The 13,668-nt window shown below is 64.1% G+C and carries 11 protein-coding genes; all 11 read right to left on the bottom strand.

The window, feature by feature from the left end; all coding sequences use genetic code 11:
- Positions 1-22: 22 nt before the first annotated feature.
- The 11 genes from NKK47_RS16235 to NKK47_RS16185 all read right to left on the bottom strand — a co-directional run bounded on the left by NKK47_RS16235 (position 23) and on the right by NKK47_RS16185 (position 13,602).
- Positions 23-1,555: a peptidoglycan DD-metalloendopeptidase family protein gene (locus tag NKK47_RS16235; RefSeq protein WP_352577594.1), complete on the bottom strand. Its 1,533-nt coding sequence runs from the start codon at positions 1,553-1,555 to the stop codon at positions 23-25.
- Between the two features lie 353 nt (positions 1,556-1,908).
- Positions 1,909-2,574, bottom strand: coding sequence for a protein-L-isoaspartate(D-aspartate) O-methyltransferase (locus NKK47_RS16230; protein ID WP_352577593.1), 666 nt, complete (start codon positions 2,572-2,574; stop codon positions 1,909-1,911).
- Positions 2,571-3,329, bottom strand: coding sequence for a 5'/3'-nucleotidase SurE (gene surE, locus NKK47_RS16225; protein ID WP_352577592.1), 759 nt, complete (start codon positions 3,327-3,329; stop codon positions 2,571-2,573). The genes NKK47_RS16230 and surE overlap by 4 nt, the downstream gene beginning before the upstream one ends.
- A gap of 244 nt (positions 3,330-3,573) precedes the next feature.
- A complete protein-coding gene (gene serS, locus NKK47_RS16220; RefSeq protein ID WP_352577591.1) occupies positions 3,574-4,881 on the bottom strand; it encodes a serine--tRNA ligase in 1,308 nt (435 codons plus the stop codon).
- 316 nt (positions 4,882-5,197) lie between these two features.
- A complete protein-coding gene (tatC, locus tag NKK47_RS16215; protein ID WP_023678927.1) occupies positions 5,198-6,061 on the bottom strand; it encodes a twin-arginine translocase subunit TatC in 864 nt (287 codons plus the stop codon).
- Positions 6,058-6,744: a Sec-independent protein translocase protein TatB gene (gene tatB, locus NKK47_RS16210; RefSeq protein ID WP_352577590.1), complete on the bottom strand. Its 687-nt coding sequence runs from the start codon at positions 6,742-6,744 to the stop codon at positions 6,058-6,060. The genes tatC and tatB overlap by 4 nt, the downstream gene beginning before the upstream one ends.
- Positions 6,745-6,789: 45 nt before the next feature.
- The gene (locus NKK47_RS16205; protein ID WP_023678929.1) at positions 6,790-7,011 is read right to left on the bottom strand and encodes a twin-arginine translocase TatA/TatE family subunit; all 222 of its coding nucleotides are present in this window, start codon (positions 7,009-7,011) and stop codon (positions 6,790-6,792) included.
- Between the two features lie 178 nt (positions 7,012-7,189).
- The gene (gene scpB, locus NKK47_RS16200) at positions 7,190-7,969 is read right to left on the bottom strand and encodes an SMC-Scp complex subunit ScpB (protein ID WP_352451389.1); all 780 of its coding nucleotides are present in this window, start codon (positions 7,967-7,969) and stop codon (positions 7,190-7,192) included.
- On the bottom strand, positions 7,966-8,766 hold the full coding sequence (locus NKK47_RS16195) for a segregation and condensation protein A (protein ID WP_352482297.1): 801 nt from the start codon (positions 8,764-8,766) through the stop codon (positions 7,966-7,968). Before NKK47_RS16195 ends, scpB begins: the two co-directional genes overlap by 4 nt.
- Before the next feature lie 58 nt (positions 8,767-8,824).
- Entirely contained in the window at positions 8,825-9,844 is a 1,020-nt protein-coding gene (gene nagZ, locus NKK47_RS16190; RefSeq protein ID WP_352577589.1) for a beta-N-acetylhexosaminidase, read from the bottom strand.
- Between the two features lie 116 nt (positions 9,845-9,960).
- On the bottom strand, positions 9,961-13,602 hold the full coding sequence (locus NKK47_RS16185) for an SPOR domain-containing protein (RefSeq protein WP_352577588.1): 3,642 nt from the start codon (positions 13,600-13,602) through the stop codon (positions 9,961-9,963).
- Between the last annotated feature and the right edge of the window lie 66 nt (positions 13,603-13,668).

Below are 13,668 nucleotides of genomic sequence, written 5' to 3'. Positions count from 1 at the left end.
CCCGCAAATCGCTTTTCGTCGTCTATTCGAGATAGGTCGAAGGATCGACCGGCGCCGAGTTCTTGCGCACTTCGAAATGCAGTTTCGGCGAGTCGGTGGTGCCGCTCATGCCGGACAGGGCGATTTCCTGGCCGCGCTTGACCTTCTGGCCGCGCTGCACCTCGATCGAGCTGGCGTGGCCGTAGACGGTGACCAGACCGTTTTCGTGCCGCACCAGCACCGTGTTGCCGAATTCCTTGAGGCCGTCACCGGCATAGATGACGACGCCGTTTTCAGCCGCCTTGACCGGCGTCCCCTCGGGCACGGCAATGTCGACGCCGTCCTTGCCGCCACCGAAGCTTGAGATCACGCGGCCGCGCACCGGCCAGCGCATCTTGCCGATGCCGGTTGCGTCCGGCGCCACCGCATCGTCGTCCTCGGCCTGCTGGATGACTTTCGCGTCCTTCTTCGGCGGCGTGTAGGAGGCGAGCGTCTGCGTCGGCGTTGTCTTGGCGGGCGGCTGGGTGGTGGCCGTCGTCACCGGATCGACCTTTGCCGGCTTCACGCCGGCGACGACAGCGGTTCCGCCTGCCGGCACTTTCAGGGTCTGGCCGATCTTGAGCAGTCCATCCTGCATGCCATTCGCCTGCTTCAACGCGACGACGCGGACGCCGGTCTTTCTGGCGATGGCAGACAGCGTATCGCCTTGCTGTACCGTGTAAGTGCCGCCGGCACCGGCCGGCTTGGCCGTCGCCGAAGCCACTTTGGGCGCGGTCTTTCCATCCTTCGGCTGGCTCGCGGCAGCCGAGGCGTCCACCTGCGCGGCAGACTTGCCTTCCCTGAGCTTCGGTTGCTGCGGCAGCACGGCCACCTTCTCCGGCGCGTCGGCCGGCTGGTCGTGCCTGGTGCCGTTCGCAGGCTTGGCGTCGGCGACTTTCGGCGTGGCGCCGTTGCTCGAATACGCATAGGCCGGGATGACGAGCTTCTGGCCGGTCTTCAGCCCCTTGGTCGCGCTCAGCCCGTTGACTTTCATGATGGCATCGGCCGGCACGCCGTAGCGCCGCGACAGGCCGGAAATGGTCTCGCCGTCCTTGACGACGATCTCGGTTGCATGCGGTGCGCCGGCGGCCGTCGCCATGCGCGGCGCGTCGGGCTCGGCGTTCTTGAACGGCCTTGCCGCCGGAGCGACGGTGCCGGTTGCCGTCCTGTCGACACGAGGAGCGGCAGGCGCCATCGCCGGCGCGGCAGCGGTACGCACCGGGCGGGCGGCGGGTGCCAGGGCGGGAGCCGGCGGTGGCAACTGCTGCGCCGTAACCGGTTCGAGGCTTGAGCGGCTGACCGACTGGGTGTGGCTGCCGTCGATCGGCGCGGCCGCAACATCGCCCGGATAGGGCTGGGCAGCATCCTGCTTGTCGATGATGGCGCGCTGATTGTTGGTCGAGGCGGTGAACACGTCGTCGACGCTGTTGAACCGCGCCACCTGGGAACTACACCCCGTCGCAGCGCCTGCGATCATGAGGACGGCGCAGCCACGCGCCAGATTGCGTCCGTTTGCCTTCAAAACACTGAATTGCATCGCACTAACCCGCACAGACCCGGTACAACTGAGTGTGATTAAAGCGCGTTAATGTTACCGGTCGGTTAAACCTGTAGAATCAGACGCAAATTTTCTTAAAATAGTCGAGGAAGGCTCTCAACTTCGTCGTCCTAGGGCGGAGCAGGAGCGAAGCTCCGTCGCGGAGACCCTGGGATCCATTCCGTGACCTTGGCCGAATAATGCGGCGGAGCAGCATTCTGCACCCTTGCAACGCCTCAAGGGCGCGGCATGGATCCTAGGGTCTGCGCTGCGTCGCTTCGCGCCTCGCTGCGCCCTAGGATGACGAAACGACAGGCTTCGGCTGATCCCCAAGCGGCGCGATGCACCCGGAATCAGATCACCGCGGCGACACCGTGCAGGATCGGCTGCAGGCGCACCAGGCCGATATCCTCGCGTTCGAAGCGGCTGCCGATCTTGGTCAGCTTGGCCAGCACCTGCTCGCCTTCGTCGGGTCCGATCGGCGCGATGACGATGCCGCCGCTCGACAATTGGTCGAGGAGAAAGCGCGGCAGGCTGTCGAAGGCCGCCCAGGCGACGATGCGGTCGAACGGCGCTTCGTTGGCCAGCCCGTTGGAACCGTCCGCCTGGCGCACGATGACATTGCCGATGGCGAGCGCCTCGAGCCGCTGCCGGGCCTGTTCGGCCAGCGTCTTGTAACGGTCGATGGTGACGATCCGCGCGGCAAGCCGCGACATCACCGCCGCCGTGTAGCCGGACCCGGTGCCGATCTCGAGCACCCGGTTGCCCGGCTCGATGGCAAGTGCCGCGATCACCGCCGCCTGCAGGTCGGCGCCTTCGATGGCCTCGCCGCATTCGATCGGCAGCAAACGGTCCGACCAGGCTATCGAGTGGAAATGCGGAGACAGAAAGCCGCGCCGCGGCGTCGCCTCGAAGGCGGCGATCAGCGCCTTCGGCACCGTCCCCCTGCCGCGCAGGCGAAGCAGGAAGGCAGCGAAACCTTCGCGCTCGTCGACCGTTGCAGCGTGGTTCAAGTTCATGCGAGCGCCTTGGCCAGTTGATCGCGGATTTCATGCGCGGTGAGATCGAGCTGCAGCGGCGTCACCGACACCAGCCGATTCCGCAAGGCATGGAGGTCGGTGCCTTGCTTGCCTTCGACTGGCTCGCGGCCGAAGCGCAGCCAGTAGTAAGGCAGGCCGCGCCCGTCGCGCCGCTCGTCGACCCACAGGCTGTGGACCAGCTTGCCCTGCGAAGTGACCACAGTGCCGGCGATCTCTTGCGGCTCGCAATTCGGAAAATTGACGTTGAGCAGCACGCCGTCCGGCAACGGCATGGCGACGAGCTTTTCGAGCAGGGCCGGCGCCAGCGCTTCGGTGGTCTCGTAGGGAACGACGCGGTCCTCGCCGACATAGGAATAGGCCTGGCTGATGGCGATCGATCGCACGCCGAGCAGCGCGCCTTCCATGGCGCCGGCGACCGTGCCCGAATAGGTGACGTCGTCGGCGATGTTGGCGCCGGAATTGACGCCTGACAGGATCAGGTCAGGGGCTTCGGGCAGGATCTTCTTCACGCCCATGATGACACAGTCGGTCGGCGTTCCGCGCACCGCAAAGTGCTTTTCGCCGATTTTCCTGAGCCGCAGCGGCTCCGAGATCGACAGCGAATGCGCATAGCCGGACTGATCCTGTTCCGGTGCCACCACCCAGACGTCGTCCGACAACGTGCGCGCGATGCGTTCGAGTGATGCAAGGCCCTCGGCATGGATGCCGTCGTCGTTGGTCAGGAGGATGCGCATGAGACCGCCTTTGCAGAATTGGATTGACGGCAGCGCTCTACGATACCCCCCTCTGTCCTGCCCTCTTTTCCACCACTTGACATCTCCCCCTCAAGGGGGGAGATCGGCAATACCGTAGCCGCCGCCTTCCTTGCTACGCCAACAGTTGGCGAAAGCTGTGATGACGGCGCAATCTCCCCCCTTGAGGGGGAGATGTCCGGCAGGACAGAGGGGGGCGCGAAGGGACGCGGGGCCGACAAGCTTGTCACCTCGATGATTCGATCTTTGCGAGACCGCCCATGTAAGGACGAAGCGCTTCAGGAATGGTTACGCTGCCGTCCTCATTCTGGTAATTTTCGATGACTGCGATAAGAGCGCGGCCGACGGCGGTGCCCGAACCGTTCAGCGTGTGGACGAAGCGATTGCCCTTGCCGTCCTTGTCCTTGTAACGGGCGTCCATGCGCCGCGCCTGGAAATCGCCGCACACCGAGCACGACGAGATCTCGCGATAGGCATTCTGGCCGGGCAGCCAGACCTCGATGTCGTAGGTCTTGCGCGCGCCAAAGCCCATGTCGCCGGTGCACAGCGTCATGGTGCGGAACGGCAGGCCGAGCCGCTTCAGCACCTCCTCGGCGCATTCGGTCATCCGCTCATGCTCGGCAACCGAAGTCTCCTGGTCGGTGATCGACACCAGCTCGACCTTGTAGAACTGGTGCTGGCGCAGCATGCCGCGCGTGTCGCGCCCGGCCGAGCCCGCCTCGGAGCGGAAGCACGGCGTCAGCGCCGTATAGCGCAGCGGCAGTTTTTCGTGCGGCGTGATCTCGTCGCGAACGAGATTGGAGAGCGGCACTTCGGCGGTTGGGATTAGGCCAAGCCTGCCGTCCCCGTGCCGAACGAAGAATAAATCCTCTTCGAACTTCGGCAGCTGCCCGGTGCCGAAAAGCACCTCGTCACGCACCATCAGTGGCGGCTGGATCTCCTCGTAGCCATGCTCGGTCGTGTGCAGGTCGAGCATGAACTGGCCGAGCGCGCGCTCCATCCGCGCCAGCTGGTTCTTGAGCACCGTGAAGCGCGAACCCGAAAGCCTTGCGGCACGCTCGAAATCCATCATGCCGAGCGCTTCGCCGATCTCGAAATGCTCCTTCACCCAGTTCGGGCGGGTCGGCAGCTTGCCGACGACGCGCTTGACGACGTTGTCGTGCTCGTCCTTGCCGACCGGCACGTCGTCGAACGGCACGTTTGGCAGCACTGCCAACGCATCGTTCAGCGCCTTGTCGAGCTCGCGCTCGCGCGCCTCGCCATCCTGGATGAAGGCCTTGATCTCGCCGACCTCGGCCTTCAGCCTTTCGGCAAGAGCTGCATCGCCCGAGCGCATGGCATTGCCGATCTCCTTCGATGCGGCGTTGCGGCGTTCCTGCCTGGTCTGCAGCTCGGTCAGATGCTCGCGCCGCGCCTCATCCGCGGAGATCAGGTCGTTGACCGTGGACTGCGCATCCTCAGCCGACCACGAGCGCTTCTGGAGCGCTTCGACAAGGGCCTTCGGGTTGTCGCGAATCCATTTGATGTCAAGCATGGTCTGTTCGTCCTCAGAGGGCATGTCGCCCAAAAGTGCGCAGCGGTTTTGGGACAATGACATGCCCAAAACAAAGACAGAGGGCGTAAACCGCATCGATACAAGACGTCAAGGCAGAGTTCCTTCGCGCCGACCTCAGGTAGGCAGCACGCGCAACGTTCGATCGAAAGAACCCTGGAAACAAAAAACCCGCCTCGGGAGGCGGGTTTTTGGAGCCAATTGGCACCATAACGAAATTAGTAGCATAGCTGCCGGCACAAAGCAAGAACAAAGTTGCTGTGGCCGGCAAAAAAAATGCTGCCCGCTTCAACCGAACCTATGTCGAAGACGCGTCCGCCGGCTTTTCGGCCACCTCTTCGGTGGCGTCCTGCTTTTCGCGGGCCACACGGTCGCGCTCCTTGCTGCGTTCGATCAGCCGGGCCGACCAGATCGAGACCTCGTAGAGCAGGATCGTCGGAATGGCGAGGCCGATCTGGCTCATCGGGTCGGGCGGCGTCAGCACCGCCGCCACCACAAAGGCGATGACGATCGCCCATTTGCGCTTCTCGGCCAGGGCCGTTGACGACAGCATGCCGACCCGCGTCATCAGGCTTGTCACCACCGGCAGCTGGAACACCAGGCCGAAGGAGAAGATCAGCGTCATGATCAGGCTGAGATATTCGGACACTTTCGGCAGCAGCGAAATCTGCACCTGGTCGTTGGTGCCGGTCTGCTGCATGGCGAGGAAGAACCACATCACCATCGGCGTGAAGAAGAAATAGACCAGCGATGCGCCCATCAGGAACAGGATCGGCGAGGCGATCAGGAACGGCAGGAAGGCGTTGCGCTCGTTTTTGTAGAGGCCGGGCGCGATGAATTTGTAGATCTGCGTGGCGATCAGCGGAAAGGCGATGACCATGCCGCCGAACATGGCGAGCTTGACCTGGGTAAAGAAGAACTCCTGTGGCGCCGTATAGATCAGCTCGACCTTGTGCGGGTCGAGCCCGGCCCATTGGGTCGCCCATCTGAACGGAATGACCAGAAGGTTGAACAGCCGCTTGGCGAAAAAGAAGCAGACCAGGAAGGCAACAAAAAAACCGCCAATCGACCAGATCAGCCGCCGGCGCAACTCGATCAGGTGCTCCATCAGCGGAGCCGACGATTTTTCTATCTCGTCCTTTTCCTTGTCCGAAACGCTCACTTGGCGGCTCCCGCCGTTTTCCTGGCGGCCGGCTTCTTCGTTGCTGACGCCGGCTTCTTCGCTGCTGACGACTGCGCTTTTTGCTCAGCTTTTGCGGCAGCCTTCGGCGCAGCAGTCTTTGCCGGCTTGGCCGGGACGGCGGCCGCGGCTTTCGCGGGCGCTGGCTTCTTCTTTGCCGCAGGTGCTTTTTTCGGCACGGCCGCTGCAGCCGTTTGCGCCTGCACTGCCGGCGCTACGACGGACTCGTCCGTCATCGCCGGAAAGATCGACGTGGCCGGCGTCGGCTCCGGCGGGCTGACGCCCGGCATCGTTGTTGCGCCGTTCTTAAGCGGCTCGGCCGCCTGCTCCGTCGAAGCGGCGGCATCGACGGCCGGCTTGGGTTTCATCACTGCGTCGACGCCGGAACGGACGTCGGCGGCGGCCTGCTCGAATGGATTGAGCTGCTTCCTGATCTCGGCTGCCGGATTGAGGCTTCTCAGCGAATCGACCGACTTCTTGACGTCGTCGAGCTCTGCTTCCTTCAACGCGTCGTTGAACTGCCGCTGGAAATCGGACGCCATGGCGCGCAGCTTCGCCGTAGTGCGGCCGAAGGTGCGCAGCATGTTGGGCAAATCCTTGGGCCCGACGACCACGATCATGACGATCGCGATCACCAGCATCTCGGTCCAGCCGACTTCGAACATGGCTATACGTTCCGACTCAAGTTTTGGCCGACTAAAGTTTTGGGCTCAGCTTTTGCTGGCCTTTTCCTTCGGTACCGAAACGGTTTCGTCGGAACGGTGTTCGACGGTGCGCTTGTCCTCGGCAGTCTCGTCGTCGGCCATGCCCTTCTTGAAGCTCTTGATGCCCTTGGCCATGTCGCCCATCAGCTCGGGGATCTTGCCGCGGCCGAAGACCAGCAGCACGATCACCAGAACGATCATCCAGTGCCAAATCGAAAATGAACCCATAGCAAATCTCTCTCGAACGGTTTCCCAGACGCTGATCTATGCGCTTTCGGGTTCGGATTCAAACAGAACTGCGACAGAGTTCATGAATGAGTGGCCGAAGTCACGCACTTTCGGCACGGCGGCCCGCTACCAATCGGCGCAGTTCCATCCTGCCTGTGGCTTTAAGATGGCGCTCGGCTCAATCTTCCGTGACGCGCGGCGTCAAAAGGCCGAGTTCTTCGAGGTCGATGTCGGTCAGCGGATCCTCGTCGTCGGTGAGCGCATCGGGGTCGGCCGGCGGCAGCGGCACCGAGAAATTCGACGGCATGCGGCCGGACAGCAGCCCGGCACCTTTCAATTCCTCCATGCCGGGGAGATCGCGGATCTCCTCCAGCGCGAAATGGTCGAGGAAAATGTCGGTCGTGCCGTAGGTGACGGGACGGCCGGGCGTGCGGCGCCGGCCGCGCATCCTCACCCATTCGGTCTCCATCAGCGTGTCGAGCGTCCCCTTTGAGGTCTCGACGCCGCGGATGTCCTCGATCTCGGCGCGCGTTACCGGCTGGTGGTAGGCGATGATCGCCAGCACTTCGAGGGCAGCGCGGGACAGTTTGCGCTGCTGCACCGTGTCACGGCTCATCAGGAAGGCGAGGTCGCCGGCGGTGCGAAACGCCCAGGCATCGCCGACGCGCACCAGATTGACGCCGCGCCGCGCATAGATCTGCTGCAGTTCGGCCATTGCCGCGGCAATGTTGATGCCGTCGGGCAGTCGCGAAGTGAGCTGTTTTTCGCTGACCGGCTCGGCGCTGGCGAATACGATCGCCTCGGCCATCCGTACGGCCTCCGCCATATGCAGCCGCTCGCCAGGATTCCGCGACAAATTCTGCCCCTGATTTTGTGCCGGGTTTTCGGCGACCGCGCCTTGCTCGGCATCGTCGTCGACCTTGAACGGAATGACCGAAGCGTTGGCGCGTTCGCTCATGGTGTTACCTCGACTATCTTGATGGCCTGGGCGCGGCCGCGCAGATACAGCGGCGCGAACACCTGGTCCTGCCGCATTTCCATCTTGCCTTCGCGCACCAGTTCCAGCGTCGCCGCAAACGAGCTGGCAACCGCGGTGCGCCGCTCTTCCGGGCCGGCCAGATATTCGACCAGGAAACTGTCGAGCGCCGTCCAGTCGCGCAGCGACCCGATCAGCCTGATCAGCACGTCGCGCGCATCCTTGAGCGACCACACGCCGCGCCTGGCGATCGTCACATTGGTTATTGCCTGCTTCTGGCGCTGCTGGGCATAGGCGGTCAACAGGTCGTAGAGCGAGGCCGAATAGGCATTGCGCTTCTCGACGATGACCATTTCCGGCATGCCGCGTGCAAACACGTCGCGTCCGAGCCGGTTGCGGTTGACCAGCCGTGCCGCCGCGTCGCGCATCGCCTCCAGCCGCTTCAGCCGGAACTGTAGCACCGCCGCCAGTTCCTCGCCGCTTTCGCCTTCATCGCCGGGCTGCTTGGGGATCAGAAGCTTCGATTTGAGGAAAGCCAGCCACGCCGCCATCACCAGGTAGTCGGCGGCAAGCTCCAGCCTCAGCGCCCTCACCTTCTCGACAAAGGCCAGATACTGTTCGGCCAGCGCCAGGATCGAGATGCGCGACAGGTCGACCTTCTGATTGCGGGCAAGATGCAGCAGAAGATCGAGCGGACCTTCGAAGCCGGCCACATCGACGACCAACGCCGGATCGCCGGTCAGCCGGGAATCGTCGTTCTCGGCCCACAAGCGGTCCATCGGTGCGGCCTTGCCGGCCTTCAGGTCCAATGTTTCCGCCACTTCGCTTCCTTTGATGCTAGGCCGCCGCGTCGAAATAACCGGCAAATTCGGCCCGAATCTCGGTCTCGTCCGCCACGTCACGGTTCCTGATATAGGTCAGCGCCCGCTCCGCGCGCTCAAACGACTTGCCTTCAAGCCCGGTCGTGCGCGATGCAATGCCGGCCATCTCCTCGAACACGCCGTTGCAGTGAAGGACCAGATCGCAGCCCGCCGCAAGGATCGCCGCCGCCTTTGACGGGAAATCCCCAGAAAGTGCCTTCATCGAGGTGTCGTCGCTCATCAACAGCCCGTCGAAGCCGATTTCGCCGCGGATGATCTTTTCGATGACCTTGCCGGATGTGGTGGCCGGGTTCTTCGGGTCGATCGCGCTATAGACGACATGCGCCGTCATCGCCATCGGCAAATGGTTGAGCTCCCTGAACGGGGCAAAATCATGCCGCTGCAGGTCGCCGATCGAGGCGTCGACGGTCGGCAGTTCGAAATGCGTGTCGGCGAAGGCCCTTCCATGACCGGGAATATGCTTCATCACCGGCAGCACGCCTCCCGCCATCAGGCCTTCCGCCGCGGCGCGACCCAATTCGATGACGGCGCGCGGCTCCTTGCCATAAGCGCGCGCGCCGATGACGTCGCTGGCGCCCTCGATGGGCACGTCGAGCACCGGCAGGCAATCCGCCGTGATGCCGTAGCGCAGCAGGTCGAAGGCATGCAGCCGCGCCATCAGCCATGCGGCACGGGTGCCGGCGTCATGGTCGTCGCGCCACAAGGCGCCGAGTGCACCGGCAGCCGGATAGTTCGGCGCCAGCGGCGGCCGCAGGCGCTGCACCCGGCCGCCCTCCTGGTCGATGAACACCGGCGCATCCGCACGCCCGACGCAGTCGCGCATCGCGGCGACCAGATCGCGGATCTGCTCGGTCTCGCCGATATTGCGCGCAAACAGGATGAAGCCCCACGGGCATTCGTTGCGATAGAAACGGATCTCGTCGCGGGTCAGTGATTTCCCGGCGCAGCCGAGGATCATGGATTTTGATTCGGTCATGCGGAACAGTTTAGAGCTTCGCGCCGACAAAGGGAATCGCCCGCACTTGCCTTCAGAGGTTTCCGTTCACGCAAAAAAGCCGGCGCGGACGCCGGCTTTTCGAGAGGTTTTGGTGCCTAGTGGGACACGAAGCAATTGCCGCCGGCAGCCTTGTAGCTGGTGCACAGTTTGATCGCCTCGTTGCGAGACTGCGCCGGAACGCGGACGCGGTAGAAGGTGCCCTTGCCGGCGATCTCGGCCTTGACGATGTTGGGTGTGCGGCCGGAAAGCACGCTGCCATAGCGGCGCTGCAGATCCTGGTAAGTCGCCTGGGCGCTTTCGACTGTCGGCTGCGAAGCGATCTGTATCGACCACGAACCAGCCCTGGCCGCGGCCGGATCGATGGAAGCGACCTGATCGGGCTTGACCTCGCCAACCACATCGACCGGTTGGTCGGACGGACGCTGCGGCGCCACCGGAACCGTGGCCGGGGTGCTGGCGGACTGCTTGCTGGCTGACGCCTGGGCCTTGGCTTCAGCCTTTGTGTCGGGCTTGGGCGCCGGCTGCAGCTTGGAGGTTTCGGCCTGATCGCCGCTCGCCTGGTCGCCACTCGGCTGGTTGCCAATCTTCGGATCACTTGTCATTTGGTCGATCAGGGGCACGGTGCCGGTCTGCGCCGCGGCATCGGCCTGGGCCGACGGAGCCACGTGCTGCGGCGCCGGATCGGCCGGCTCGGCAGCAGCCATCTGCGGGGCGGCAGGCGCCGGATCCTCGCGCGCCACCAGCGAGCCGTCAGGTTTCACGACCATGGTCCGTACCTTGCGCGGCGCAACGGCGACTATCTCGGGGGTTGCACCCTTCTCGGCCTCCTGCAGAACCTGCGCGATGCGATCCTCGGATTTGGGCGCCGGTGCGGCGGCGGTTTCGGTAGTGCCAGCCGCACTGGCGCCAAGCGCGCTGGAGTCAGGCGCGCTGGTGCCGGGCGCATTGGTGCCAGACCCGTCGGTGTCGGACGCCACGGTGCCGGGCGCGTCGATATCGTCTGCGGCATCGGGGTCATTGGGCGAAAGATCGACGACGCGGCTCTCCGGTTCGTTGGCTTTCAGGTCCACGGGCTCTTCGGTGTTGGTGACCAGCTTCTGCTGAACCGGCTCGGCGGGCTTGGCGCCCTTGACCACAGCGTCATAAACCTTGTTGTCCTGGTTCGGCACGACGGTGCCGCCTGGATTTTCCGGCTTGATCTTGATCGGCCTGTTGTCGGCCTTGACGATGACCGGCGCATCGCCGCCGCTCTTGCCGCCGAGGGTCAACGCAAAGGCGCCAAGGCCTCCGGCGATCGCCACGGCGCCGACCACCGCTCCTATCAGCAGCCCGCGCCTGCGCGGCTGCCTTTCGGCCCCGCGTTCGGCAAGGCCCGGAACCGACATCTCCTCGTCCAGTTCGGGATCGTAGTCGAGCTCATCGAAGGTGAAATCGTCGGCTTGCGAAACCGGCTGGCCGCCAGGCAATGGGCCCAGATCGAAACCGTCCGCTGCATCGGCATAGGAAGCGGCTGCCGGGCTGACGGGGGCTTCCACAGGCTTGGCGCCATAGGCGCGCGTCTCGCCGCGATCTTGCTTGTAGCCAGACGCGAAGCCGGCATCGTATTCATCGTCATAGCCAGCACTGCGCACCGGGGCAGGCGCTATATCCGTGGCATTCATTTCGGTGAGAAGGCTGGCAAAATCGGCATCGAGATCGTCGTAGGCGGGCGCCACCGGCTCGTCATCGTCGAAGTTGAGCTCCGGAATGTCGAGATCGTCCGCCAGCGCCACCACGCGCTCGGGCACGTCGACCGTCTCGACATCGGGCATCTCGTCGTAGGCGGAAGGCTGTTGATGCGAGGTTGGTGCAGCTTCCGTGTAGGCGGGCCGATCTTCATAGGACGGCCTCTCTTCGACCGGTGCGGCCCGATAGGACGGCGTTGCAGCCGGCTGCGGCGGCGGTGCCGGACGCGCCGAAGCCACCGGCTGGCTTGCAAAAGCGGGCTGAGGCTGTGCGACCGGTGTCACGCGGCTCCACGAGCGGGCCGGCTCGGGCGGTGTGGCGCGTGTCGTCAGCCAGTTCAGCGCATCGAGCGGGTCTTCTTCGGCAGCAGCTGCCGCACTCTTGTCGGCCGAATCATGATCCAGGCCGATATTCCTGGCGAAGTCGGCATCGAGCGCATCGCTGTCGAGATCATCCGCGGGTCCGGCAGCGGCTTCAACACCGAAATCCTCGCCTTCAAGCTCATCGAGGAGGACACTGCCAAGATCGGCGTCATCGGCGGCACTGGACTGCTGCGGCTCAGCGGGCTCGTGCTCGTCGAGTTCCCAATCCAGCTCGTCGACAGCATGCACCGGTTCGTTGGCGACGTCTTTGACCGCCGCCATTGGCTGTTCAGCGGCCACTGCTGGCTTCTGAACTACCGGCGCGATAGGCTGCTGAACAGCCATCACGGGCTTCTGGGCAGGCTGCTGGGCAGTCTGCTGGGCAGACTGCTGGCTTGTCTGAGGTTCGTTGACCGCTTGTGCCGGCCGTGTGCTCATCGCACCGAGCAGCGCGTTCAGTTCGTCCTCCAGGCTGCGTTCCTCAGCCACTGGGGCCGTCGGGACGACAGCGGCGGCCGGGGCCGCTGGTTCGGCTGCAACGACCTGCGCTACGGGCCCTTCGGCGTGCTCGGCAGGCGCATCGTCGAAGCTCAGATCGAAATCGTCGTCGAACGCCGCTTCAGCGGCCGTGCCGGAAAGCCGGGCGGCATCTGGCACTTCGATAAACTCTGGTTCTTCGATTTCGGCAGGCCCGTTCGGGCGAACGTCGAAGTCCATGTCGACATCGGCCATGGCATCATCGAAATGGCCGGCAAGATCCTCATCGGCCGAAACCGCCTCAACCGGCGATGCCGGGGCGGCGACGTTTTCCGCCGGCTCATGCTCGTCGAACATCAGCTCGTCTTCGAGCGAGCTTGCAACGGCATCGTCGAACTCGTCATCGAACGCAGGCGCGGCCGCTTGCGCGCCGGTTTCAACGGCGACAGTCTGCTCCATCGGCTCATGCTCTTCGAGCATCAGCTCGTCTTCGAGCGAACTTGCCACGGCGTTGTCGAACTCATCGTCGAAGGCGGGCTCGTCGACCGGCTCGATCGCCTCGGCTGCGGCCCTGGGTTCATCCTCGCCGGTCACCGCGATCTTGGCCGTCACATCGTCATCGTGCCGAAAATCCTGGTCGACAGAGGCGGCAAGTTCGTCGTCACTCGAAAGGTCGTCCTCGAACGGCGACACGTCTTCGAGCGAGCCGGCGACGGCGTTATCGAACTCGTCGTCGAACTCCGGCTCGACAGCGGGAGCGAACGCCCTTTCGGGGCCGGAGGCAATTTCGTCGGCAACAGGAGCGGCCGCAACAGGAGCAACGTCATCCACCGCACTGTCGTCGAACGCGAAATCCTGTTCGAACGAGGCAGCAAGCGCGTCCTCCATTTCGTCGGCGGCGGCCGGTTCGGGTGTCGGCTCGCGAAGCTTGGCAGAGGAAGCATTGTCATTGGCGTCGGCGCCGAATTCGCCCATCAACTCCTTCTCGAGATCGATCTCGAAATCGCCCTCGTCCACCGACGGTTCGGCGGCAGCGGTTTTCGGCTGGGCCGGCGTTTGCGGTTTGACCGGCTGGCGCGGGTCGAACCCCATGATCCTGGTCAGTTCCGCGAACGGATCATCGTTGGCGATGTCGTTGTGGTCGGCTGCTCTCAGCTGGGTTCTGTCTGCCATTATTGTTCCCGAACTCGCACTCATTCGGACGCCATGGACGTCGCGTAGGGTTGGCCCTTACCAGCG

The organism is Mesorhizobium sp. M0019, assembly GCF_040323975.1.
Lineage (GTDB): Bacteria > Pseudomonadota > Alphaproteobacteria > Rhizobiales > Rhizobiaceae > Mesorhizobium.
The sequence above is the reverse complement of the archived record's forward strand: the minus strand, read 5'-3'. Positions and strand labels throughout refer to the sequence as shown.